The organism is Paenarthrobacter sp. NPDC089307 (genome assembly GCF_040685055.1).
Classification (GTDB): Bacteria; Actinomycetota; Actinomycetes; order Actinomycetales; family Micrococcaceae; genus Arthrobacter.
Genome location: NZ_JBFBHE010000001.1, coordinates 182,198 through 205,885 on the forward strand (window position 1 = coordinate 182,198; position 23,688 = coordinate 205,885).

Annotated in this window: 22 protein-coding genes and 1 riboswitch; of the genes, 21 read left to right on the forward strand and 1 reads right to left on the reverse strand. The window is 63.4% G+C overall.

What is annotated here, in order from left to right; all coding sequences use genetic code 11:
* The first annotated feature begins 77 nt into the window (after positions 1 to 77).
* The 10 genes from rpe to hisF all read left to right on the forward strand — a co-directional run bounded on the left by rpe (position 78) and on the right by hisF (position 7,558).
* Positions 78 to 752 carry a ribulose-phosphate 3-epimerase gene (gene rpe / locus AB0N72_RS00860; protein ID WP_363931400.1) on the forward strand — a complete coding sequence of 225 codons (675 nt, stop codon included), beginning with the start codon at positions 78 to 80 and terminating at the stop codon, positions 750 to 752.
* 77 nt (positions 753 to 829) lie between these two features.
* Positions 830 to 986: riboswitch (FMN riboswitch) on the forward strand.
* An 89-nt stretch (positions 987 to 1,075) separates the two neighbouring features.
* Complete coding sequence (gene pnuC / locus AB0N72_RS00865; protein WP_363931401.1) at positions 1,076 to 1,768, forward strand: nicotinamide riboside transporter PnuC; 693 nt, start codon at positions 1,076 to 1,078, stop codon at positions 1,766 to 1,768.
* On the forward strand, positions 1,765 to 2,892 hold the full coding sequence (gene ribD, locus AB0N72_RS00870) for a bifunctional diaminohydroxyphosphoribosylaminopyrimidine deaminase/5-amino-6-(5-phosphoribosylamino)uracil reductase RibD (RefSeq protein WP_363931402.1): 1,128 nt from the start codon (positions 1,765 to 1,767) through the stop codon (positions 2,890 to 2,892). The genes pnuC and ribD overlap by 4 nt, the downstream gene beginning before the upstream one ends.
* Positions 2,892 to 3,521 carry a riboflavin synthase gene (locus tag AB0N72_RS00875; RefSeq protein WP_363931403.1) on the forward strand — a complete coding sequence of 210 codons (630 nt, stop codon included), beginning with the start codon at positions 2,892 to 2,894 and terminating at the stop codon, positions 3,519 to 3,521. The genes ribD and AB0N72_RS00875 overlap by 1 nt, the downstream gene beginning before the upstream one ends.
* Complete coding sequence (gene ribB, locus AB0N72_RS00880) at positions 3,518 to 4,213, forward strand: 3,4-dihydroxy-2-butanone-4-phosphate synthase (protein ID WP_363931404.1); 696 nt, start codon at positions 3,518 to 3,520, stop codon at positions 4,211 to 4,213. Before AB0N72_RS00875 ends, ribB begins: the two co-directional genes overlap by 4 nt.
* The gene (ribA, locus tag AB0N72_RS00885) at positions 4,210 to 4,917 is read left to right on the forward strand and encodes a GTP cyclohydrolase II (protein ID WP_363931405.1); all 708 of its coding nucleotides are present in this window, start codon (positions 4,210 to 4,212) and stop codon (positions 4,915 to 4,917) included. Before ribB ends, ribA begins: the two co-directional genes overlap by 4 nt.
* Positions 4,918 to 4,935: 18 nt before the next feature.
* Positions 4,936 to 5,421, forward strand: a complete 486-nt coding sequence (gene ribH / locus AB0N72_RS00890; RefSeq protein ID WP_363931406.1) for a 6,7-dimethyl-8-ribityllumazine synthase — start codon at positions 4,936 to 4,938, stop codon at positions 5,419 to 5,421.
* A 104-nt stretch (positions 5,422 to 5,525) separates the two neighbouring features.
* Positions 5,526 to 5,789, forward strand: coding sequence for a phosphoribosyl-ATP diphosphatase (locus AB0N72_RS00895; protein ID WP_018778638.1), 264 nt, complete (start codon positions 5,526 to 5,528; stop codon positions 5,787 to 5,789).
* An 86-nt stretch (positions 5,790 to 5,875) separates the two neighbouring features.
* Positions 5,876 to 6,736: an ATP phosphoribosyltransferase gene (gene hisG, locus AB0N72_RS00900; protein WP_235520531.1), complete on the forward strand. Its 861-nt coding sequence runs from the start codon at positions 5,876 to 5,878 to the stop codon at positions 6,734 to 6,736.
* 45 nt (positions 6,737 to 6,781) lie between these two features.
* Positions 6,782 to 7,558 carry an imidazole glycerol phosphate synthase subunit HisF gene (gene hisF / locus AB0N72_RS00905; protein ID WP_363931407.1) on the forward strand — a complete coding sequence of 259 codons (777 nt, stop codon included), beginning with the start codon at positions 6,782 to 6,784 and terminating at the stop codon, positions 7,556 to 7,558.
* An 86-nt stretch (positions 7,559 to 7,644) separates the two neighbouring features.
* Here hisF and AB0N72_RS00910 read toward each other — a convergent pair whose 3' ends face one another.
* Positions 7,645 to 8,289: a TIGR03085 family metal-binding protein gene (locus AB0N72_RS00910; RefSeq protein ID WP_363931408.1), complete on the reverse strand. Its 645-nt coding sequence runs from the start codon at positions 8,287 to 8,289 to the stop codon at positions 7,645 to 7,647.
* Between the two features lie 89 nt (positions 8,290 to 8,378).
* Here AB0N72_RS00910 and hisI point away from each other — a divergent pair, with 89 nt between their 5' ends.
* The 11 genes from hisI to pyk all read left to right on the forward strand — a co-directional run bounded on the left by hisI (position 8,379) and on the right by pyk (position 23,633).
* Complete coding sequence (gene hisI, locus AB0N72_RS00915) at positions 8,379 to 8,795, forward strand: phosphoribosyl-AMP cyclohydrolase (RefSeq protein ID WP_363931409.1); 417 nt, start codon at positions 8,379 to 8,381, stop codon at positions 8,793 to 8,795.
* Between the two features lie 57 nt (positions 8,796 to 8,852).
* A complete protein-coding gene (locus tag AB0N72_RS00920; protein WP_363931410.1) occupies positions 8,853 to 10,433 on the forward strand; it encodes an anthranilate synthase component I in 1,581 nt (526 codons plus the stop codon).
* Positions 10,430 to 11,041: a Trp biosynthesis-associated membrane protein gene (locus AB0N72_RS00925; RefSeq protein WP_363931411.1), complete on the forward strand. Its 612-nt coding sequence runs from the start codon at positions 10,430 to 10,432 to the stop codon at positions 11,039 to 11,041. Before AB0N72_RS00920 ends, AB0N72_RS00925 begins: the two co-directional genes overlap by 4 nt.
* Positions 11,042 to 11,173: 132 nt before the next feature.
* Positions 11,174 to 11,446 carry an HGxxPAAW family protein gene (locus AB0N72_RS00930; RefSeq protein WP_363931412.1) on the forward strand — a complete coding sequence of 91 codons (273 nt, stop codon included), beginning with the start codon at positions 11,174 to 11,176 and terminating at the stop codon, positions 11,444 to 11,446.
* Positions 11,447 to 11,448: 2 nt separating this feature from the next.
* The gene (trpC, locus tag AB0N72_RS00935) at positions 11,449 to 12,267 is read left to right on the forward strand and encodes an indole-3-glycerol phosphate synthase TrpC (protein ID WP_363931413.1); all 819 of its coding nucleotides are present in this window, start codon (positions 11,449 to 11,451) and stop codon (positions 12,265 to 12,267) included.
* A gap of 114 nt (positions 12,268 to 12,381) precedes the next feature.
* Positions 12,382 to 13,773, forward strand: a complete 1,392-nt coding sequence (gene trpB / locus AB0N72_RS00940; RefSeq protein ID WP_363931414.1) for a tryptophan synthase subunit beta — start codon at positions 12,382 to 12,384, stop codon at positions 13,771 to 13,773.
* Positions 13,773 to 14,585 carry a tryptophan synthase subunit alpha gene (trpA, locus tag AB0N72_RS00945; protein WP_363931415.1) on the forward strand — a complete coding sequence of 271 codons (813 nt, stop codon included), beginning with the start codon at positions 13,773 to 13,775 and terminating at the stop codon, positions 14,583 to 14,585. The genes trpB and trpA overlap by 1 nt, the downstream gene beginning before the upstream one ends.
* A gap of 21 nt (positions 14,586 to 14,606) precedes the next feature.
* Positions 14,607 to 15,761 carry a prolipoprotein diacylglyceryl transferase gene (gene lgt / locus AB0N72_RS00950; RefSeq protein WP_363931416.1) on the forward strand — a complete coding sequence of 385 codons (1,155 nt, stop codon included), beginning with the start codon at positions 14,607 to 14,609 and terminating at the stop codon, positions 15,759 to 15,761.
* Between the two features lie 259 nt (positions 15,762 to 16,020).
* Entirely contained in the window at positions 16,021 to 20,634 is a 4,614-nt protein-coding gene (gltB, locus tag AB0N72_RS00955; protein WP_363931417.1) for a glutamate synthase large subunit, read from the forward strand.
* On the forward strand, positions 20,627 to 22,084 hold the full coding sequence (locus AB0N72_RS00960) for a glutamate synthase subunit beta (RefSeq protein WP_363931418.1): 1,458 nt from the start codon (positions 20,627 to 20,629) through the stop codon (positions 22,082 to 22,084). Before gltB ends, AB0N72_RS00960 begins: the two co-directional genes overlap by 8 nt.
* A 55-nt stretch (positions 22,085 to 22,139) precedes the next feature.
* Complete coding sequence (pyk, locus tag AB0N72_RS00965) at positions 22,140 to 23,633, forward strand: pyruvate kinase (RefSeq protein ID WP_363931419.1); 1,494 nt, start codon at positions 22,140 to 22,142, stop codon at positions 23,631 to 23,633.
* Positions 23,634 to 23,688 lie beyond the last annotated feature (55 nt).

A 23,688-nucleotide genomic window follows, 5' to 3' on the forward strand; every position in this document is an offset into this window, starting at 1 on the left:
CGGACGTACCAGGCTGCAGCGGAAATGTCCTCCTGCTGCTGTCATCCCGCGAACCACACCGACCCGAAGGGGCTGCCTTGTCTCAGTGCTGTATCAACCCGAGCATCCTGTCTGCGGACTTCGTCAACCTTGAGGCGGAGTTGCAGCGGATCAGCAACGCCGATGCTGTCCACGTCGATGTCATGGACAACCATTTCGTTCCCAACCTGACACTCGGCTTGCCTGTGGTCCAGCGGATACAGGCGGTCAGTCCGGTTCCGCTGGACGCGCACCTGATGATTTCCGACGCCGACCGCTGGGCACCTGCCTACGCGGACGCCGGCGTCGCGTCAGTGACCTTCCACGCCGAGGCCGCCATGGCGCCGGTCAAGTTGGCCCGGGAACTGCGTGCCCGTGGATCCAAGGCGGGTATGGCCTTGCGGCCCGCCACTGCCGTGGAGCCGTACCTCGACATGCTCAGCGAACTGGACATGCTGTTGATCATGACGGTGGAACCCGGCTTCGGCGGTCAATCCTTCCTGGACATCACGTTGCCAAAAATCCGTCGCGCCCGGGCGGCAATCGAGGGTTCCGGCATTGGCGTGGCCATCCAGGTGGACGGCGGCATCACGGAAGAGACGATCGTCCGGGCTGCAGAGGCGGGCGCAAACGTCTTCGTTGCGGGCTCGGCAGTCTATGGGCATGAGGACCCGGCAGCAGCGATCGATCGGCTGCGCGCGGCAGGCCAGGCCGTCACGACGGCAAAGTCCTGACGGTCGTCACCGGATGTTACGAAGATAGCTGGGAATAGCCTGGCCGTGGCCGTAGTTATGGCACAATAACAACACACATACGTGCTCCGGGGTCGGTGTAAGTCCGAACCGGCGGTTATAGTCCGCGACCCGCGAGCCATTGATGTCCTGAGTGATCCGGATATCGATGGCGGACGGTTGAACCGGTGAAATTCCGGTACCGACAGTTAAAGTCTGGATGGGAGAAGCACGTGCAGTCATGCCGTGGGCGTTCCCTTTGTGACGCCCGGCATTGCGCTGTCGTACACCCCCGGAGCCATCGCGGCTAACTGGGAAGGAACGGCATGGACTTTCTGCGATGGCTCTTCGAAGCACAGATCCCCATTGGAGGATCTGCTCTTGTCTTACGCGAAGTGCTTGGAAACATCTTTGGGTTGCTCAGCGCCCTCGGCGGAATGCGCCGGAAAGTCTGGGCCTGGCCGGTAGGCATCATCGGCAACATTCTCTTGCTCACCGTGTTCCTCGGCAACGTCTTCGGCGCCGCTGCGCCCGCTACCCTGTGGGGACAGGCCGGCCGGCAGATGATGTTCATTGCCGTGGCGATCTATGGCTGGTACCGGTGGCGGCAAGGCCGGCAATCGAGTACCCAGGGCCGGGCAGTGATCCCGGGCTGGGCCGGCAACAAGGTCCGCCTGGTGCTGATCGGCGTGATGATCGCGGGAACCGCGGCCCTGACGCCACTGTTTGACGCCTTGGGCTCCTACCCACCCGTCTGGGCAGATGCCTGGACGTTCATGGGCTCGCTCCTGGCCACGTACGGCATGGCCCGTGGATGGACCGAGTTCTGGCTGATCTGGGTGGCTGTGGACATCGTGGGAGTGCCGTTGCTCTTCAGCGCCGGCTACTATGCCAGCGCTGTCATGTACTTGTTCTACGGATTCTTTACCCTGGCTGGGTTCTTTGTTTGGTGGCGTGCCGAAAAGCGTGAGCGCGGCGCTGTTCAACCAGTTCCAGTCGCCGCGGGAGTCGTGCGATGAGCTCATACGATCCGAATGAAGAAACCGCCATGGAAGCGGCGCTGACCGCCGCACTGGCAGGTCCGCGCGGAGCAAATCCCCTGGTCGGGGCAGTGATTCTCGGCGCCGGGGGCGAGCAACTCGCCACCGGCTACCACCGTGGCGCTGGAACGGCCCACGCGGAAGCCGACGCGATCTCTGAGGCCCGGCGCAAGGGAGTCGACATCAAGGGCACCACCATGGTGGTCACCCTTGAGCCCTGCAACCATGTAGGCCGGACGGGCCCCTGTGCCCAGGCAATCATTGCGGCCGGCATCACAAAGGTGATTTACGCCGTCGACGATCCGCATGACCCTGCCGCGGGCGGCGCCAAGACCCTGCGCGCGGCGGGGATCGATGTTACGTCCGGGCTCGGCTTCGAAGAAGCACTGGATCTCAACCGGGAATGGTTCGACGCCGTTGCGGCGAAGCGTCCATTCGTCACCTTGCATGTTGCACAGACCCTGGACAGCCGGATCGCCGCTGTTGACGGTACCAGCCAGTGGATCTCCAGCGCGGAGTCGCTGGAAGACAACCACTCTCTGCGACGCCTCATCGACGCGATCCTGGTAGGGACGGGAACCGTGCTCATCGACAACCCGAGGCTGACGGCGCGCACTCCTGACGGTGGACTCTCAACACGACAACCCGTTCGGGCAGTCATGGGCTTGCGGGACGTACCCGAGGACGCGGCGGTACGTGGAACTGACGGCCGCTTCCGGCACTTGGCCACCAGGGACCCCGAAGAGGCGCTGGGCATGCTTTTCGAAGAGGGAATCCGCCACGTAATGGTCGAAGGCGGTTCGAGCATCCTCAGCACCTTCCTGGCAGCCGGGTTGGTGGACGAGCTGATTGTCTACCTGGCGCCGACACTGCTGGGATCCGGGACGCCGGCCCTGAACGACCTTGGCATCACCACGCTCGCCGATGCCCAGCACTGGGTATGGGACGAGGCCGCGGGGGGAGCGGTACGCACCCTCGGCAACGACCTCCGGCTCCATCTCCGGCCAGCGGAACGCACCGCCAACACCACCAGGAATTCGATTCCGAAGAAGAAATTGGCTTCACATCCTGAAGCCGCGGAACATGTCACAGGAGGACACTGATGTTTACCGGAATCGTTGCAGAACAAGGCACCGTCCTTGGTATCGAGCATGACGACGATGCCAGCGCCACACTGCGGTTGAAAGCACCTACCACCACCGGGGACCTGGCGCTGGGCGGATCCATCGCCGTCAACGGTGTGTGCCTCACGGCCACCCGCATCGACGGCCAGGATTTCAGTGTCGATGTCATGGGCGAGACCCTGACGCGGACCACCATCGGGGAACTGGCAGCGGGGGACACCGTGAACCTGGAGCGTTGCGTTCCGGCCGGCGGCCGGCTGGACGGCCATGTGGTCCAAGGCCACGTTGACGGCGTGGGTGAGCTGCTGGAGCGTGAAGGCCTGGGTAACTGGGATCGCTTGCGTTTCGGCGTCCCGACCCCGCTGGCGCGTTACATCGCGGAGAAAGGTTCGATCGCCGTCGACGGTGTTTCGCTGACCGTGACGGCAGTCAGCCCGGCCACCGAAGAGGAGGCGTGGTTCGAAGTAGGCCTCATCCCCACCACGTTGGAAGAGACAGGGCTGGGGGCGAAGCCCGTGGGTGGGCACGTCAACCTGGAAGTGGATGTCCTGGCCAAATACACCGAACGCCTTTTGTCGTTCGCTCCCCAGCAGGGAGGCACCCGATGAGTGCGCCCACGAAGCCCCAGCCAACAACGGAGCAGCGTCCCGGCCTGGATCCGGTGGAAGCCGCCATCGAAGCCATGGCGGCCGGGAGGGCTGTGATCGTGGTGGACAACGAGGACAGGGAAAACGAAGGCGACATCATCTTTGCCGCAGAACATGCCACCCCCGCCCTCATGGGTTGGACCATCCGGTATTCCTCCGGCGTCATTTGTGTCCCCTTGGAAGGCGAACGTGCCGACGCCCTGATTCTGCCTCCCATGGTGGAAATCAACCAAGATGCTAAGGGTACTGCCTATACTGTTTCCTGTGACGCTGCGATTGGAGTCAGCACGGGTATCTCTGCCACCGACCGGGCCTTGACGGCGCGGATCCTGGCAGATCCGGGCAGTACTCCGGCGTCACTCACCCGTCCTGGGCATATTTTTCCGCTACGGGCCGTTAAGGGGGGAGTACGAGAACGTCCGGGACACACGGAAGCTGCCGTGGACTTGTGTCGTCTGGCCGGGCTCGCCCCGGTGGGTGTGATCGCAGAGTTGGTACATGACGACGGTGAAATGATGCGCTTGGACAGCCTGCGCGGGTTTGCCGCCGAACATGGATGCCCCCTCATCTCCATCGAGGAACTGGTGTCGTATGTTGAGGCGGTAGAGTCCCAGGCGGCGGATGTTTCACGGGTAGACGAGGAGAAGCGATGACCGCATCGACAACACGCAGCAGTGAGCACACGGATCCCGGGCCGCACCCGGTGAGCGGAGGACCCATCGTCCAACTGCCCACGGCTTTTGGCGACTTCATCGCGCAGGCCTGGACGGACCATGTCACGGGCGTGGAACACCTCGCCGTGAGCTCGCCGAACCCGCCCAAAGGAGGGCAGGCTCCGCTGGTGCGCCTGCACTCCGAATGCTTGACAGGCGATGTGTTTGGTTCCTACCGCTGCGACTGCGGTGAACAGCTTGCTTTCGCATTGGAGCTCATCCACAAAGAAGGCGGAACGCTGCTGTACCTGCGTGGGCAGGAAGGGCGCGGAATCGGCCTGGCCAACAAGATCAAGGCCTACGCATTGCAGGAGGCCGGGTTCGATACGGTCGAGGCCAACGAGCAACTCGGCTTGCCGGTTGATGCCCGCTCCTACAGCGCGGCGGGACAGATCCTGGCCGAGATGGGCCTCCATGAAGTCCGGTTGCTGAGCAACAACCCCGATAAGCAGCACCGGCTGGACAAGGCCGGGGTGACTGTCGTGGAGATGGTGCCTACCGAAGTGCCATCACGGGAGCAGAACCTCCGGTACCTGCAGACCAAGAAGGACCGGATGGACCACCGGCTGACCCTCGATGTAGAGCCGGTCAGCAATGGCAAGAAAACAGCTTCACCCCAGACCTTTGACACCAACCAAGACTGAACGGACCCACAGCACACCATGAGCGGACACGGCGCGCCCACCATCGACCTCACTACCCTCAACCCCGAGGAAACCTCGCAGCTTAAGCTCGCTATCGTGGCGGCAAGCTGGCATACCCAGATCATGGACGGCTTGGTTGACGGCGCCCTTCGCGCCGCGAAGGAAGCCGGCATCGCAGAACCCACACTGTTGCGGGTTCCGGGCAGCTTTGAATTGCCGGTTGCCGCCGCGAGGCTGGCACCGCACTTTGACGCCGTCGTGGCCCTTGGCGTGGTCATCCGCGGTGGAACCCCGCACTTCGACTACGTCTGCCAGGCCGCGACGTCGGGACTCACCGACGTCAGCGTCCGCACCGGCGTGCCGGTTGGCTTCGGCGTCCTCACCTGCGATACCGAACAGCAGGGCCTTGACCGGGCGGGCCTTCCCGGTTCCCAGGAAGACAAGGGCCACGAGGCAGTCACAGCTGCGCTGGCCACGGCAGTGAGGCTCAAGCAGTACAGCTGATACTCCTCGACGAAGGGGATGTGGGTGTGTGTTCACTCACATCCCCTTCGTCATGCAAGGCCCCAACAAGCGGCGTCGGCCCCGGAGCAAGTAGTCTGGAGGGCGTGAAGAATTTCGAGACGCTGTTCGCAGAACTGAGTGAGAAAGCAGCGACCCGCCCGGCAGGCTCGCGCACGGTAGCCGAGCTGGACTCCGGAATCCACGGCATCGGCAAAAAGGTGGTCGAAGAGGCCGCCGAAGTCTGGATGGCCGCGGAGTACGAATCGGACGAGGCCGCCGCTGAGGAAATCTCCCAGCTCCTGTACCACCTGCAGGTCCTCATGCTCGCCAAGGGCCTCAGCCTGGAAGACGTTTACAAGCATCTCTAGCCACGCCACTCCGCCTGCCCCCGGGCGGAGCCAGCCGCGTGGCCGATGTGCCTGAAACTTCCATTCCAAAAAGAAAGTCTCCCCAAATGCTCCGTGTAGCAGTCCCCAACAAGGGATCCCTGTCCGAAGCCGCCTCGGCGATGCTGTCCGAGGCCGGTTACCGCCAGCGCCGCGACTCCCGCGAACTGGTGATGGTCGATCCCGACAACGACATCGAGTTCTTCTTCCTTCGTCCCCGCGACATAGCCGTCTATGTAGGCCAGGGAACCCTGGACGTCGGCATCACCGGCAGGGACCTCTTGCTTGACGCGAAGGTGGAAGCCGAAGAATTGCTTCCCCTGGGCTTTGCGCCCTCCACGTTCCGGTTCGCCGGCCCCGTCGGCGACTTCACCGGCGTCGAGCAGCTTGAGGGCAAGCGCCTGGCCACAAGCTATGACGGCCTCCTGCGCGATTACCTCGCCGAACGTGGCGTGAACGCCACCGTCGTCCGCCTGGATGGCGCTGTGGAATCGTCCGTTCGCCTCGGCGTCGCCGACGCCATTGCCGATGTCGTCGAGACCGGCAATACGCTCAAGGCTGCCGGCATGGAAATTTTCGGGGATCCGATCCTGAAGTCTGAAGCTGTCCTGATCCGCCGTTCAGGCTCCGGTGGCGCAGCCAACGGGACGGCCAAGGAAATCGACATCCTGATCCGCCGCCTCCAGGGCGTGCTCGTAGCGCGACAGTACGTGTTGATGGACTACGACATCCGCAAGGACCTGGTGGAAGACGCTGCGGCGCTGACCCCCGGCCTGGAATCGCCGACGGTTTCGCCGCTGCGCGATTCCGAATGGGTCGCCGTGCGCTCCATGGTTCCCAAAAAGGAAACCAACCGCATCATGGATGAGCTCTACGACCTCGGCGCGCGCGCCATCCTGGTCAGCAGCATCCACGCTTGCCGGATCTGACCCACGCACTGATCGAGTAGAGCAAGCAGAACTGAGGAGCAGCACATGGCTGTAGCCGTACGCGTCATTCCTTGCCTGGACGTGGACGCGGGCCGCGTCGTCAAGGGTGTCAATTTTGAAGGCCTTCGCGACGCCGGGGACCCGGTGGAACTTGCCCACCGGTACGACAACGGCGGGGCGGACGAACTGACGTTCCTGGACGTCACAGCGTCGTCGGGAAACCGCGAAACCACGTTCGACGTCGTTCGCCGCACGGCGGAGGAAGTGTTCATTCCCCTGACTGTTGGTGGTGGCGTACGTGGCGTGGCCGAAGTGGACAAGCTCCTGCGTTTCGGCGCAGACAAGGCGTCCATCAATACGGCCGCCGTTGCCCGGCCCGACGTCATCGACGAAATCACCCGGCACTTCGGCTCCCAGGTGCTGGTGCTCTCCGTTGACGCGCGCCGTACCCGGGAAGGTGACGTTCCGACGTCGTCCGGTTTCGAAGTAACCACGCACGGTGGCCGGACGGGTACCGGGATCGACGCCATCGCCTGGGCCAAAGAAGCTGCTGACAGGGGAGTGGGGGAGATCCTGCTGAACTCGATCGACGCCGACGGTACCAAGGACGGCTTCGACCTCGAATTGATCCGTTTGGTCCGCGCCGCAGTGAACATTCCGATCATTGCCTCGGGCGGTGCCGGAGCGCCGGAGCACTTCCCGCCGGCTGTCCAAGCAGGTGCTGACGCTGTGCTGGCCGCCTCGGTGTTCCACTTTGGTCCCGACGACATGATCGCCCAGGTCAAGGCCGCGATCCGCACGGCAGGCTTTGAAGTCCGCTAGCTTCGCACAGAAGACAGCAACGCGAGGTCACTTATGGCCCGGAAATCCCCCGGGGATGGGCCATAAGTGACCTCGCGTTGTTTGTTCTAGAGGCCGATGTCCGCCGACTGCAAAAGCGCGACGGCGTCGGGCTGGCCTTCGAAGGTGACCAGGGCCTGGTTGGTGCGGCCGTGGGCGTGCATGAGCAGCTCTCCAGGTTCGCCAACGATGGCCACAGAGACGGGGGCGCGCTTGGCCACGTGGCGGGGTCCGGTGGGCCTGACCAGCACAATGCCGAGATCGACGCCGCGGTACAGGAACGCTGCGCGTTTGATGAGGTCGTTCCAAAGGGCATCCGAGTAGGCCTCATCCAGGGCCCTCGGCGCCCAGCGGTCGCCGGCCCGCCGGATGTCCTCGGTGTGCACGAAGTACTCAATGAGGTTGGAGGTTTCGTCCAGCGCCTTGATCTTCAGCGGAGAGAACGCCGGAGGTCCGGAACGGAAGGTTTTTACGAGGTCCGCATAAGCGTCCGGGTTCTTCAGCCCGGAAGCCAGCTTGGTGGTGGCTTTTTCCGAGGCCTTGCCCAAACTGGGAATCAAAAGGCCTATGCCCACAGCGATTTTCCGCTCCCGCAGGTACAGATGCGCGGCAAGGTCCCGTGTCCTCCACCCTTCGCAGAGCGTGGGGGAGTCAGGTCCGGCCGCCAGCAGGGTCTCGGCCAGTACTTCTCGGGAGGGATCGACGAAATGCATCACTTGTGAAACTAGCACGATCGGAGCACTCTTGCGCAGTGGAACCGCCGCAGAACCGGAGTCCCGCCAAAGGCACTAGACTTGATCTGATGTCAGAGCAGTCCGCCCCCAGCCCCTCTCCCGCCGTGGAGCTCTCCAGCGACCCCGCGGGCCCGTTGCCGCAAGAGATTGCGGGTGCCCTTAAGAGGGACTCCGCCGGCCTGGTTGCGGCCATTGTGCAACAGCATGACACTAATGAGGTCCTCATGCTCGGATGGATGGATGACGAGGCTCTTCACCGCACCATGACCACCGGGCGCGTCACGTTCTACTCCCGTTCCCGCCAGGAGTACTGGCGCAAGGGCGACACTTCCGGACACGTTCAGTTCGTGAAGTCCGTCGCCCTGGACTGCGACGGCGACGCCCTCTTGATCCGTGTGGACCAGATCGGCGCAGCCTGCCACACCGGAACCCGGACCTGCTTCGATGGTCGCGACTTCCCAGTCGTTACGGGCAACCGGGCTTAGGCACCCAGCACTTTCCACTGACGCACCACCTCAGACCAAAAGGCGGAGAACATAGCCATGCAGGACCTTGGAATCATCAGCCCGGGCCTGGAAGAGTTCCGGGAACTCGCCGTCCACAGCCGTGTCATCCCTGTCCGGCTCAAAGTCCTGGCCGATGCAGAGACCCCCATCGGGCTGTATCGGAAACTCGCCAAGGGCCAACCCGGTACCTTCCTCCTGGAATCAGCAGCCGTGGGTGGCGCTTGGTCGCGCTATTCCTTCATCGGGTCAAAGTCCCGTGCCACGCTGACCACCAAGGATGGCCAGGCGCACTGGATCGGCGAGCCGCCCGTGGGCGTGCCCGTTTCCGGGAACCCAGTGGAGGCTGTGCGCGATACGATCTCTGCCCTCCAAACCGACCGGTTCGAGGACCTTCCGCCCTTCACTTCAGGACTTGTGGGCTTCCTCGGTTGGGAAGCGGTGCGCCACTGGGAGCGACTGACGTCCCCGCCGGAGGACGACCTCCAGTTGCCGGAAATGGCACTGAACCTGGTCACCGACATGGCAGTACACGACAACGTGGACGGCACCGTCCTTCTGATTGCCAACGCCATCAACTTTGACGACAGCACCGAACGCGTCGATGACGCCTGGCACGATGCCGTGGCCCGCGTGAAGGGGCTCCTGGAGCAGATCAGCACGCCCGTTCCGCAGCCTGTCTCCGTGCTGGACACGGCAGCCTTGGACTTCGCCTCCAGCGTGCAGGAACGCTGGGACGAAGCCAAGTACCTGGACGCCATCGACCGCGGCAAGGAAGCGATCGTGGACGGCGAAGTTTTCCAGGTGGTGATCTCCCGCCGCTTCGAGATGGAATGCGCCGCGGATCCCTTGGACGTTTACCGGGTGCTGCGCAACACCAACCCCAGCCCCTACATGTACCTCTTCAGTCTGGAGGATGCAGACGGCCGGGAGTACTCGATCGTGGGGTCCTCGCCTGAAGCACTGGTAACGGTGACCGGCCAGGAAGTGATTACCCACCCCATTGCCGGTTCGCGTCCGCGCGGGAAGACCGTGGAAGCGGACAAGGCCTTGGCTACGGAGTTGCTCGCGGACCAGAAGGAACGCGCAGAACACCTCATGTTGGTGGACCTTTCGCGCAACGACCTCTCCAAGGTGTGCGTCGCCGGCACCGTCGATGTCACCCAATTCATGGAAGTGGAGCGCTTCAGCCACATCATGCACCTGGTATCCACCGTGGTGGGAGAGCTTGCGCCCCATGCAAAGGCCTACGACGTCCTTAAGGCCACCTTCCCGGCGGGTACGTTGTCAGGTGCGCCCAAGCCGCGGGCCTTGCGGCTCCTTGATGAGCTGGAACCCCACCGCCGTGGCATCTACGGCGGCGTGGTGGGTTACCTGGATTTCGCAGGTGACATGGACATGGCCATTGCCATCCGCTCTGCTTTGCTCCGCGAGGGCCGCGCCTACGTCCAGGCCGGCGGCGGAATTGTTGCGGATTCGCACAAGCCTTCGGAGGCGCTGGAAACGGTGAACAAAGCAGCTGCGCCGCTCCGCGCCGTACACACAGCCGGTTCGCTGCAGAATATTCCGGTGGATGCCGTTCGGGACGAAACGCCCGACGGCGGGACTGGAGCCCCGTGAGCGCCGGCGCTTCCGCCGCTTCCGCGGCTCCGACAAGAACTTCGCCCCGCTGGGCCCGCAAGTCCACGCTGGTCCTGGCGGCCGTAGTGCTGGCTTTGGCTGTTTTCGGAACGACTACCCAGACGTGGCTTCAGGTGCAGTTGGATCCCGCAGTATCGTCCAACGGCACCCTCGATGTCCCCGGCAACAAGGCGGCTACGGCAGTCACTGCGCTGGCTTTGGTGGCGTTGGCAGGCGGCCTGGCCGCATCCATTGCCGGCAGGATCGCACGGTGGATCATCGCCGTCATCATTGCGTTGTCCGCGGCCGGGATCATCCTCGCCGCCGCGACAGTCCTGGCTGATCCACTCGGCGCGGCCCAAGGTGCCATCGCTGCCGCAACCGGCCTTGCGGGCGGCCAGGCGGCAGTTGCGGCAACGGCGTTCCCGGTGGTGGCCATAGTGGCCGGAGCGCTGCTGGCCGTGTGCGCCGTGATCCTGCCGGTTGCTGGCCGGTACTGGAAGACGCGGACCAAATACGACGCCGGCGCCAGCGGCAGGCATGACGGCGAGCCTGTGGACGAGATTGACAGCTGGGACAGTTTGTCACGCGGCGAGGACCCCACGTAGGCAGCAGCCAGCAGGTTTCGGGCACCTCCGGGGCGATTTTGGCGCCCCGGTTGCCCAGGACGTCGGACGATGTCCCGGCTGACGTCAATAAATGGCAGAATGTAAGCAGTATTCATCCTGAGGAGATTTCACATGAGCAAAACCACAGTGTCCGCAAACCAAGCTGATTCCAAGATGGCCAGCCACTCTGACGCCATCGGTCACGGAAACAGCCCGGCTGCCTGGACCTGCGTGATTGTGATGCTGGTTGGTGCCTTGATTTCCTCCATTGCTTTCGTCATCGCCAGCACTCCGATTTTCGTCGGCGGCCTGGTTGTCATGGTTATCGGCCTTATCGTGGGCCTGGTAATGCGCAAGGCGGGCTACGGAGTGGGCGGCAGCAAGCTGCAGAACAACGGCCACTAATCGTGACCGTTCTTGATGACATCATTGTTGGCGTCAAGGAGGACATGGAGGCCCGCCGCGGTCTCGTGTCCCTTGAGGAGCTAAAGGACCGCGTGGCCGGGATTGCTCCGGCCCGCGATGCCTGGGCGGCCTTGGGCGGACCATCATCGGACCGAAGCGACCTGAAAGTCATCGCCGAAATCAAGCGCCGCAGCCCATCCAAGGGCGATCTCGCCTCCATCGCCGATCCCGCATCGCTCGCCGTGCAGTACGCCGACGGCGGGGCCTCTGTCATCAGCGTGCTCACCGAACAGCGCCGCTTCGGCGGTTCGCTGGCCGATCTCGACGCTGTTCGCGCCGCCGTCGAAACGCCGTTGCTCCGCAAGGATTTCACGGTTGACGAGTACCAGATCTGGGAAGCCCGCGCCCATGGCGCGGACCTCATCCTGCTCATCGTCGCTGCACTGTCCGACGCCGAACTGTCTCACTTCAGAGCATTGAGCCACGAACTGGGCATGAACGTCCTGGTGGAGACGCATACGGAAGAAGAGATTGAGCGGGCTGTCGCCGCTGAGGCCAGGATTATCGGCATCAACGTGCGCAACTTGAAGACGCTCGACGTCGACCGCTCGGTTTTCGGCTCGCTGGCCGGATTGATTCCTGCCGGGGCAGTTGCGGTCGCCGAGTCCGGAGTTCGGACTGCCGATGATGTGGCGCACTACGCGGCGGGTGGTGCCAACGCCATCCTCGTAGGGGAAGCGCTGGTCAGCGACTCCACCCCGCGTGAACGAATTACCGAATTCAAGGCAGCTGGAGCTGCCGCCATCGCCGTCAGGAACTGAGGCAGTTACTGAGTTACGGCAAACAGTCATGAGGCAGCCCGGACGCAAGCCCGTGGCTGCCTTGTGGCAGGTGGAACTACCCAAAGAACTAACTGGAACAGGACGGTGAGACTGATGGTCGACGCGCCAACAGCCGGCTCAGAAGAGAATGCGGCGGACGCATTCCTGCAAGGTGGCCCTTCGCTGCGCAACGCATCGGGACCCTACTTCGGCAGCTACGGCGGACGCTGGATGCCCGAGTCTCTCATCGCCGCCCTTGACGAAGTCCAGGACACCTTCGAAAAGGCCAAGGCCGATCCCGACTTCATCGCGGAGCTGAAGGACCTTAACAAGAACTACTCGGGCAGGCCGTCCCTGCTGACGGAGGCCAAGCGCTTCTCCGCCCATGCCGGTGGCGCCCGGATCTTCCTCAAGCGCGAGGACCTCAACCACACCGGTTCCCACAAAATCAACAACGTCCTTGGCCAGGCGCTCCTGGCCAAGCGTATGGGCAAAACCCGCGTTATCGCAGAGACCGGTGCCGGCCAGCACGGCGTTGCCAGCGCTACGGCCGCAGCACTGCTGGGACTTGAATGCGTGGTCTACATGGGTGCCGAGGATTGCCGCCGTCAGGCCCTGAATGTCGCCCGGATGCAGCTTCTCGGCGCCACGGTTGTTCCGGTCACCAATGGTTCCCAGACGCTCAAGGACGCCATCAACGACGCCCTTCGTGACTGGGTCTCCAATGTGGAGCACACCCACTACCTGCTGGGTACCGCAGCCGGAGCGCACCCCTTCCCTGCCATGGTCCGTTACTTCCACGAGGTCATCGGCGAAGAAGCGCGCAGCCAGATCCTCGAGCAGACCGGAAAGCTCCCCGACGCCATCTGTGCGTGCATCGGTGGCGGTTCAAACGCCATCGGGCTGTTCCACGCATTCCTGGACGACGCCTCCGTACAGATCTATGGCTTCGAAGCCGGCGGCGAAGGTGTGGAAACCGGCCGCCACGCAGCGGCCATCTCCTTGGGACGTCCCGGGGTGCTGCACGGCGCACGCTCGTACCTCATGCAGGACGAAGATGGGCAGACCATTGAGTCCCACTCCATCTCCGCGGGCCTGGACTATCCCAGCGTAGGCCCGGAGCACTCCTACCTCGCCGACATCGGACGCGTAACCTACGAGGCCGTGACCGACACCGAGGCCATGGACGCCTTCAGCCTCCTCTGCCGGACAGAGGGCATCATCCCCGCCATCGAGTCCTCCCACGCCCTGGCCGGTGCCATCAAGATAGGCCGCCGCCTCACCGAGGGCAAAGAAGACCCGTCCGAAGTGACCGTGATCGTCAACCTGTCCGGACGTGGAGACAAGGACGTGGAGACCGCCGCGGCGTGGTTCAACATGTTGGATGAAGAGGGGCACGTCAAGGGCACCACCCTGTCCACCCGCAAGCCCAAGGGGCCCTCGGACCGTGCGTCCGAGGCATCTGCGGACGACAACGCTGCGGACGATATCGAGGACCAGAACTGATGAACGAGCAAACCGCCAGCAAATCCGCGGCAGCCATCGACAAAGCCCGGGCAGAGGGACGCGCCGCCTTGGTGGGGTACCTTCCCGCCGGCTACCCAACGGTGCAGGAAAGCATCGAGGCCGGCATTGCGTTGGCCCGTAACGGGGCTGACCTCATCGAAATCGGCATCCCGTACTCCGATCCCGTCATGGACGGTCCGGTCATCCAGGCGGCCACCACGGAAGCGATCTCCAACGGATTCCGCGTAGCAGACGTCTTTGACGTGGTAGCGGGAATCACCGCAACCACCGATGCCGCCGTGCTGGTCATGACGTACTGGAACCCGGTCATGCGCATGGGCGTGGATGAGTTCTCCCGCCGTCTCGCCGAAGCCGGGGGAGCAGGGCTCATCACCCCTGACCTCGTCCCCGACGAGGCCGCTGAGTGGTTCGAAGCCTCGGACAAATATGGACTGGACCGGGTGTTCCTCGTGGCACCGTCGTCCACTCCGGAGCGTCTGGACATGACCGTCAAGGCCAGCCGTGGGTTCGTCTATGCTGTTTCGATCATGGGCGTCACCGGGACCCGGACTTCGGTCAGCAGCGCCGCCGAAGAAGTGGTGGCCCGCGCCCACGCGGCCGGTGCCGATCGGGTGTGCGTCGGCCTGGGTGTTTCCAACCCCGACCACGTCCGTGAGATCGCGGCCTATGCCGATGGTGTCATTGTGGGTACCGCGCTGGTGGCAGCCCTCCGCGATGGCGGGGTGGACGCCGTCGGGCAACTCACCAAGAACCTCAGCGCCGGCTTGGGCCGCGCAGCTGCAGAAGCCTAGGAAAAGGAAACAGCGAAGCGCATGCAGACCGTCCTCCACGCAGCGGCAATGGTCCCCCTGAGTATCCCGAGCCCGTCGTGGTCCGGTTTCGACATTCCGCTGCCGTGGGGGACTTTGCGCATCCACGCTTACGCGCTCTGTATCCTCGCGGGCATTATCGTTGGCCTCTGGCTGACTTCGGCGCGGTGGGAGCGGCGCGGTGCGCCTGAAGGCAGCCTCTGGGACATTGCCATCTGGGCCATCCCGTTCGGCATCATTGGCGGGCGCCTCTACCACGTCTTCTCCTCACCTGATGCGTACTTCGGCCCCGGCTTCGACGGAACTGGCGACCTCTCCCTGATCCCACAGATCCAACGCGGGGGACTGGGCATCTGGGGCGCTGTGGTGCTTGGCGTGGTGGGCGCCTGGATCGGGTGTCGTCGTGCCGGGGTCAGGTTGACGGCTTTCCTGGACGCAGCCGCGCCCGGACTGCTGCTGGCGCAGGCAATCGGCCGCCTGGGTAACTGGTTCAACCAGGAACTGTTCGGTGCCCCGACCACTTTGCCTTGGGGGCTGGAAATCGATCCCTCCAACGCGAACTTCCCGCCGGACATGGCGGCAGGGACGCTCTTCCACCCGACGTTCCTCTATGAGATGCTCTGGAACCTCGCTGGAGTAGCCATCCTCCTGCTCCTGGACAAGAAGTTTGCTTTCCGCTGGGGCCGCTTGTTCTGGCTTTACGCCATGTACTACACGCTGGGCCGTGTCTGGATCGAAGCACTGCGCATCGACGACGCCGAGCAGATTACGCTCTTCGGAATCACCACGAGGCTCAATGTCTGGACCAGCATCTTCGTCTTCGTTGCCGCTCTTGTCATCTTCCTGGTCTTGGCCCGGCGGGGCCGTCCGGTGCCGGACAGCCCGTACTTGCCGGGGCGTGAGCCGGAAAAAGAGGCCGAGGACCGCCCCTCCACGGTGACGAGCGTCACCAGTCATGATGTGGACGCATCTGTCTCAGATAGTGGTTTGCGTGATAATCTCCCTGATAACCAAAGTGATCCGGGCAACGTTGACGGGCCGCGGGATGCATCAGTTAAATCCGTCCAGGACACCACGTCCGCAACGGAACTCCCAGTTGATGCCAACGCCGCCAGGAAAGCATCCGGATCCTCGCCTAAGGCAGACGACACCAAGTAGTCGCCGTAGGTAAAGGGGCAACAGAGTCACCGCTCGTAGGGCCCAGTCCACAGCGTCGTGGCACCCCGGAAACCGGATCGCAGCATACCGATGTTCACTGGTCAAGCCGGGGCCAGAGGTCTGCGTAACTGTTCGTTGCGCTGGATCGGCTGGCCTACAATTCCAATAACTAGCGCTTTGTTGTGCCCGTCACAGGGCATGCAAGGTGGGGCCAATGTTGTCCCTTCCATACGCACGATCTCGAGGAAGGACGTCTCCCATGACCCATCTTCATAACCCCGGTTGGTCCGAAAACATCGAACCGCAGGGTGCCATGTCTCCGTTCAAGCGTTTTGCTGCGCTTCCGGAGGCCCAGGGTCTTTACAACCCTGATACGGAGAAGGACGCCTGCGGCCTGGCCATTATCGCCACGCTCCGCGGGGAACCGGGATACGACATCGTGGAAGCGGCATTGACCGCCCTCCGCAATCTCGAACACCGCGGCGCCGTGGGCGCCGACGAAGGAACCGGCGACGGCGCGGGACTGCTCATGCAGATACCCGACGAGTTTTTCCGGGCCGTCACAGAATTCGAACTTCCGGCGCCTGGCCAGTACGTGGTAGGCACCGCCTTCCTGCCGGCTGAAGCGCGGGAAGCTGCAACGGCGAAGGCCGGCATTGAGGCACTTGCCGCCGACGAGGGCCTGACGGTCCTTGGCTGGCGTGAAGTTCCCGTGGTCGCTGACCTCGTCGGAGCCATGGCGCGGGCATGTATGCCCTACTTCTCACAGCCGTTCTTTGCCTCTGCCAACGGTGAGCAGCTTGAGCACAATGAGCTGGACTCCCGCGCATGGCGGATCCGCAAGCGCGCCCAGAACAAGTTTGGCGTGTACTTCCCGTCGCTGTCCTCGCGCACCATCGTGTACAAGGGCATGCTGACCACGGCCCAGTTGGAGCCGTTCTACCCTGACCTTTCGGACAAGCGCTTCAAGACCAAGCTCGCCATTGTCCACTCGCGCTTTTCCACGAACACGTTCCCGTCGTGGCCCCTGGCACAGCCTTTCCGTACGATCGCGCACAACGGTGAGATCAACACGGTCAAGGGCAACCGGAACTGGATGCGTGCACGTCAGTCTCAGTTGGCCAGCCCGCTGTTGGGCGACACCCCTGAAGAGCTGTACCCGATCTGTACCCCGGGTGCCTCGGACTCTGCTTCCTTCGATGAGGTAGCCGAGCTTCTGTGGCTCTCCGGCCGCCCCATCACGCACTCGATCATGATGATGATCCCGGAGGCGTGGGAGAACCACGCCACCATGGATCCGGCACGCCGTGCCTTCTACGAGTACCACTCCCTCCTCATGGAGCCGTGGGATGGTCCGGCTGCTGTGTCCTTCACTGACGGCAGCCTGGTCGGCGCAACATTGGACCGCAATGGCCTGCGCCCTGGCCGGTACTGGATCACCGAAGACGGCCTGATCATCTTCGCCTCCGAGGTTGGCGTGATTGAAGTTGAGCCCTCCAATGTGGTCAAGAAGGGTCGGGTTGCCCCGGGCAAAATGTTCCTGGTGGATACCGAAGCCGGGCGCATCATTGACGACGCCGAGGTCAAGGCCGAAGTTGCTGCAGCCAACCCGTGGGCGGAGTGGCTCAAGGACAACCTGATCGACATCAATGAACTGCCTGAGCGTGAGCACGTACTCCACACTGCGGCATCGGTGAATATCCGTCAGCGGACCTTTGGCTATACCACTGAAGAGCTGAAGATTCTGCTCGGACCGATGGCCCGCACCGGCGCTGAGCCCCTTGGCGCCATGGGCTCTGATACTCCTGTGGCTGTTCTGTCCAAGAGGCCACGGTTGCTGTTCGACTACTTTGTGCAGTCCTTCGCCCAGGTGACCAACCCGCCGCTGGATGCCATCCGCGAAGAGCTGGTGACCTCCTTGAAGTGCGCCATTGGCCCCAACGGCAACCTGCTTGATGGCAAGCAGGTCCGCCAGCCGCAGATCTCGCTGCCGTTCCCCGTGATCAACAACGACCAGCTCGCCAAGATCGCGAACATCGAAAGCCCCGACGGCGACCGCATCGCCATGAAGGTGCGCGGCCTTTACCGCCCCGAGGGCGGGGAAGCGGCACTGCGTGCCCGCTTGACGGAGATCTGCGAGCAGGTTTCCGGTGCGATCAACCGCGGCGTGCAGTACGTGGTGTTGTCGGACCGCGACTCGAACGCCCAGTGGGCACCGATTCCTTCGCTCCTGCTTGTCAGCGCAGTTCACCACCACCTGCTCCGCAGCGCCAACCGCACCAAGACCGCGTTGGTGGTCGAAGCCGGTGACGTCCGCGAGACACACCACGTTGCCGTGCTCATTGGTTACGGCGCTTCGGCGGTCAACCCTTACCTGGCCATGGAATCGGTGGAACAGCTGATCTCCAACGGCGATGTGACGGGCGTGACGGCCGAGGACGGCGTCTACAACCTCATCAAGGGCCTGGGCAAGGGTGTCCTGAAGATCATGTCCAAGATGGGCATCTCCACTGTCGCGTCCTACACAGGCGCACAGACGTTCGAGGCACTGGGCCTGTCCCAGGAACTCGTGGACGAATTCTTCTCCGGCACGCACTCCCAGCTCGGTGGCGTCGGCCTCGACGTCATCGCAGCGGAAGTTTCCGCACGCCACCAGATGGCGTACCCCGAAGGCGGCATCGAGCACCCGCACCAGCCGCTCCTCGGCGGCGGCGAGTACCAGTGGCGGCGCGACGGCGAACCCCACCTCTTCAACCCGGAGACGGTGTTCCGCCTGCAGCACGCCACACGCGAACGCCGCTACGACATCTTCAAGTCCTACACCAAGGGCGTTGATGACCAGTCCGAGAACCTGATGACCCTGCGTGGGCTCCTCAAGTTCAAGGAGGGTGTCCGTCCGGCGGTTCCGCTGGAAGAAGTGGAACCGGTTTCCAGCATCGTCAAGCGTTTCTCCACAGGTGCGATGAGCTATGGCTCGATCTCCAAGGAAGCACACGAGACACTCGCCATCGCGATGAACCGTCTGGGCGCAAAGTCCAACACCGGTGAAGGCGGCGAGGACGTTGACCGCCTGCTGGATCCGGAGCGCCGCTCTGCCATCAAGCAGATCGCTTCCGGACGTTTCGGCGTAACCAGCCTTTACCTCACCAATGCCGATGACATCCAGATCAAGATGGCACAGGGCGCCAAGCCCGGTGAAGGTGGCCAGTTGATGGCGCAGAAGGTCTACCCGTGGGTAGCCCGGACCCGCCACTCAACCCCTGGCGTCGGACTCATTTCGCCGCCCCCGCACCACGACATCTACTCGATCGAAGACCTCGCGCAGCTCATCTACGATGCCAAGCGCGCCAACCCTTCGGCACGTGTCCACGTGAAGTTGGTTTCGGAAGTCGGGATCGGCACGGTGGCCTCCGGCGTGACCAAGGCGAAGGCCGACGTCGTGCTGGTATCAGGTCACGACGGCGGTACCGGCGCCTCGCCGCTGAACTCGCTCAAGCACGCCGGCGTGCCGTGGGAACTCGGCCTGGCCGAGACCCAGCAGACCCTCATGCTTAACGGTCTCCGCGACCGCGTGGTGGTTCAGGTCGACGGTCAGCTCAAGACCGGTCGCGACGTCGTCATTGCTGCCCTGCTCGGTGGCGAGGAGTACGGTTTCGCCACTGCTCCGCTGGTGGTTTCCGGCTGCATCATGATGCGCGTATGCCACTTGGATACCTGCCCGGTGGGCGTTGCCACGCAGAACCCCGAGCTTCGCTCGCGGTTCAACGGCAAGCCCGAGTTTGTGGTCAACTTCTTTGAGTTCCTTGCTGAGGAAGTCCGCGAAATCCTCGCCGAGCTTGGTTTCCGCAGCCTGGAAGAGGCCATCGGCCACGCCGAAGTCCTGGACACCCGCGAGGCCATCGACCACTGGAAGGCCGAAGGGCTGGACCTCGACCCCATCCTGCATGGGCTCGAGTTCGATGACGACGTGCCGCTGCGCAACATGACGGGCCAGAACCACGAGCTGGACAAGCACTTCGACCAGCGCCTGATCACCATGGCCCAGGAAGCGCTCAGCGACCGCATGCCCGTCAAGATCACCCTGGACGTCATCAACACCGACCGTTCCGTGGGTACGATGCTCGGCCACGTGGTAACCAAGACGTTCGGCACTGATGTGCTGGCCACTGACACCATCGACATCACGCTCAATGGCACTGCAGGCCAGTCCCTGGGTGCGTTCCTGCCGGCCGGCATCACGCTGCGCATGTTCGGCGACTCCAACGATTACGTCGGCAAGGGCCTCTCCGGTGGCCGCATCATCGTCCGCCCGGACCGTACCAACGTGTTCCAGGCCGAACGAAACGTCATTGCCGGCAACGTCATCGGTTACGGTGCCACCAGCGGCGAGATGTTCCTGCGCGGCCAGGTTGGCGAACGCTTCCTGGTCCGCAACTCCGGTGCCACCGCCGTCGTCGAAGGTATTGGCGATCACGGATGTGAGTACATGACCGGTGGCCAGACGCTGATCATCGGCCGCACCGGCCGCAACTTCGGAGCCGGCATGTCGGGCGGTACCGCGTACGTGCTGGACCTGCAGCCCGAGCGCGTCAACAAGCTCGCCCTGGATACCGGTGAACTCCAGCTCCTGGAACTCGACGCCGAGGACCGTGACATTGTCCACGGTCTCCTCACCAAGCACGTCGAGGAAACCGAATCCGTCCTGGCCGGCCGTCTGCTCGAGAACTTCGACGACACCGCCGCCCGCATCACCAAAGTGCTGCCGCGCGACTATGCCGCAGTCCTGCAAACCCGTCTCGACGCCATTGAAGAGGGCCTGGACCCTGATGGCGAAGAAGTATGGTCTCGAATCCTGGAGGTAACCGGTGGCTGATCCACGCGGATTTCTGAAAGTCCGGCAGCGCGAGACGCAGCCACGCCGTCCCGTTTCCGTGCGCATCATGGACTGGAAAGAGGTCTATGAAGCGCAGGAAAAGGGTGTCCTGAAAAGCCAGGCCGGCCGCTGCATGGACTGCGGCGTACCGTTCTGCCACCAGGGCTGCCCGCTGGGAAACCTCATTCCCGAGTGGAACGACCTCGTATGGCGGGACAAGGGTGAAGAAGCCATCGAGCGCCTTCACGCCACGAACAACTTCCCGGAATTCACGGGACGGTTGTGCCCGGCACCGTGTGAGGCTTCGTGCGTGCTCGGGATCAACCAGCCTGCGGTGACCATCAAGCAGGTTGAGGTTTCCATCATCGACCAGGCATTCGACAACGACTGGGTCCAGCCACTTCCACCGACGCGCCTCACCGGCAAGACGGTGGCCGTGGTTGGTTCGGGACCTGCCGGCCTGGCCGTGGCGCAACAGCTCACCCGCGTTGGCCACACCGTTGCTGTCTACGAACGTGACGACAAGATTGGCGGCCTGCTCCGGTACGGCATTCCCGACTTCAAGATGGAGAAGGAACAGGTCGACCGCCGCCTCGAGCAGATGAAGGCTGAAGGCACCCGCTTCCGTACCGGCGTCGCCGTCGGTACGGACGTGACCTGGGAGCAGTTGCGCCGCCGTTACGACGCCGTCGTAGTCGCCACCGGGGCCACCGTCCCGCGCGACCTGCCCATCCCGGGCCGCGAGCTTGAAGGCGTGCACTTCGCCATGGACTACCTCGTCCCGGCGAACCGTGTGGTAGCGGGGGAGACCCCGGAGAACCACATCGATGCCCGTGGCAAGCACGTTGTCATCCTTGGTGGTGGCGATACCGGTGCCGACTGCATCGGAACCGCGCACCGCCACCAAGCGGCCTCGGTGACCACGCTCGCGATCGGCAAACAGCCGCCGTCGGAACGCGCCGCACATCAGCCCTGGCCGACATTCCCCACCTTGTTCGAGATGGCAAGTGCCCACGAAGAAGGCGGCGAACGCACTTACCTTGCGTCCACCGTCGAGTTTGTGGGGGAGAACGGCAAGCTCACCGGCGTCAAGGTTGCCGAAACAGAGTTCGTTGACGGCAAGCGCCTGCCCAAGGCAGGTACAGAACGGATTATTCCGGCCGACCTGGTCTTCCTGAGCCTCGGCTTCACCGGTGCAGAGCCGGCGGGAATCACGGAACAGGTCAGCGCAGAATTCGACGGTCGGGGCAACGTAGCCCGCGACGGCTACTACATGACAAACACTGAGGGAGTGTTTGTTGCCGGCGATGCCGGACGTGGCCAGTCACTGATTGTGTGGGCCATTGCGGAAGGCCGCGCCTGCGCGGCCGCAGTGGACAAGTTCCTGATGGGAAGCACCATTCTCCCGGCACCGGTCGCCCCCACCGACCGGGCAATCGCGGTCTTATAGCGCCGGCAGGAACTGATCTTTTACTCAATCAGCATGAACTACTTAGGGTAGGTATATGAGACGCGCTAAAATCGTGGCAACTTTCGGCCCGGCAATCTCCAGCTTCGACAACACCCTCGCGGTGCTGGAGGCCGGCGTCGACGTTGCTCGCATGAACATGAGCCACGGCGACTACTCCGTGCACGACAACACCTATGAGAACGTCCGCAAGGCTGCGGCGCAGCTGGGCAAGCCTGTTGCCATCATGGCCGACCTCCAGGGACCCAAAATCCGGCTCGGCCGCTTCGTTGACGGCCCGCACGAGCTAGCCGTTGGTGACACGTTCACCATCACCACCGAAGACGTACCCGGTACCAAGGACATCTGCTCCACCACGCTCAAGAGTCTCACCGAAGACGTCAATGTGGGCGACGCCCTCCTGATCGACGACGGCAAGGTTGCGCTGCGCGCCATCGAAGTTGACGACGTCAAGGTTGTTGCCACCGTAACGGTCGGCGGCAAGGTGTCCAACAACAAGGGCATCAACCTGCCCGGTGTTGCCGTCAACGTCCCCGCACTGAGCGAAAAGGACGAGGACGATCTCCGCTGGGCACTCCAGCGCGGCGCTGACCTCATCGCCCTCTCTTTCGTTCGGGATGCCTCCGACATCAAGCGCGTTCACGAGATCATGGACGAAGAAGGCCGCCGCGTGCCGGTGATCGCCAAGATCGAAAAGCCGCAGGCCGTGGAGCAGCTCCACGAAATCATCGATGCGTTCGACGCCATCATGGTGGCCCGTGGCGACCTCGGTGTGGAACTGCCCCTTGAAGAGGTGCCGATCGTCCAGAAGCGCGCCATCGAACTGGCACGTCGCTGGGCCAAGCCCGTGATCGTGGCAACCCAGGTCCTGGAATCAATGATCGACAACCCGCGTCCGACGCGTGCCGAGGCTTCCGACTGTGCCAACGCAGTGCTCGACGGCGCCGACGCAGTCATGCTGTCCGGTGAAACCTCCGTTGGCCAGTACCCGATCGAAACCGTCAAGGTCATGGCCCGGATCATCGAATCCACCGAGGTACACGGCCTTGAGCGCGTCCCCCCGCTGGGCACCAAGCCCAGGACCCGCGGTGGCGCCATCACCCGTGCCGCCGTCGAGATCGCCGACCAGCTGGACGCCAAGTACATCTGTACTTTCACCCAGTCCGGTGACTCGGCACGACGCCTGTCACGTCTCCGCCCTGTCAAGCCGGTCTTCGCGTTCACACCCGTTGAGCACGTATGGAACCAGCTGGCCCTCACCTGGGGCATCCAGCCGGTGCTTGTTCCCTCCGTGGGGCACACTGACGAAATGACCGCACAGGTGGACAAGAGCCTGCTGCAAATGGATCTCGTGGACGAAGGCGACCTTGTGGTCATCGCTGCCGGTTCCCCTCCAGGACAGGCCGGTTCCACGAACTCCCTCAAGGTCCACAAGGTTGGTGACCTGGCCGACACGTCCAAGGTAGATGACGGTTCGCGCAAGGAACCCGTCGGCCCGTGGCCGGAGAAGAAGTCCAAGACCAAGAGCTAAGTCCTTCGCTCTTGAATGCGGGCCCCGTCTTTGTGGCGGGGCCCGCATTTTTTTG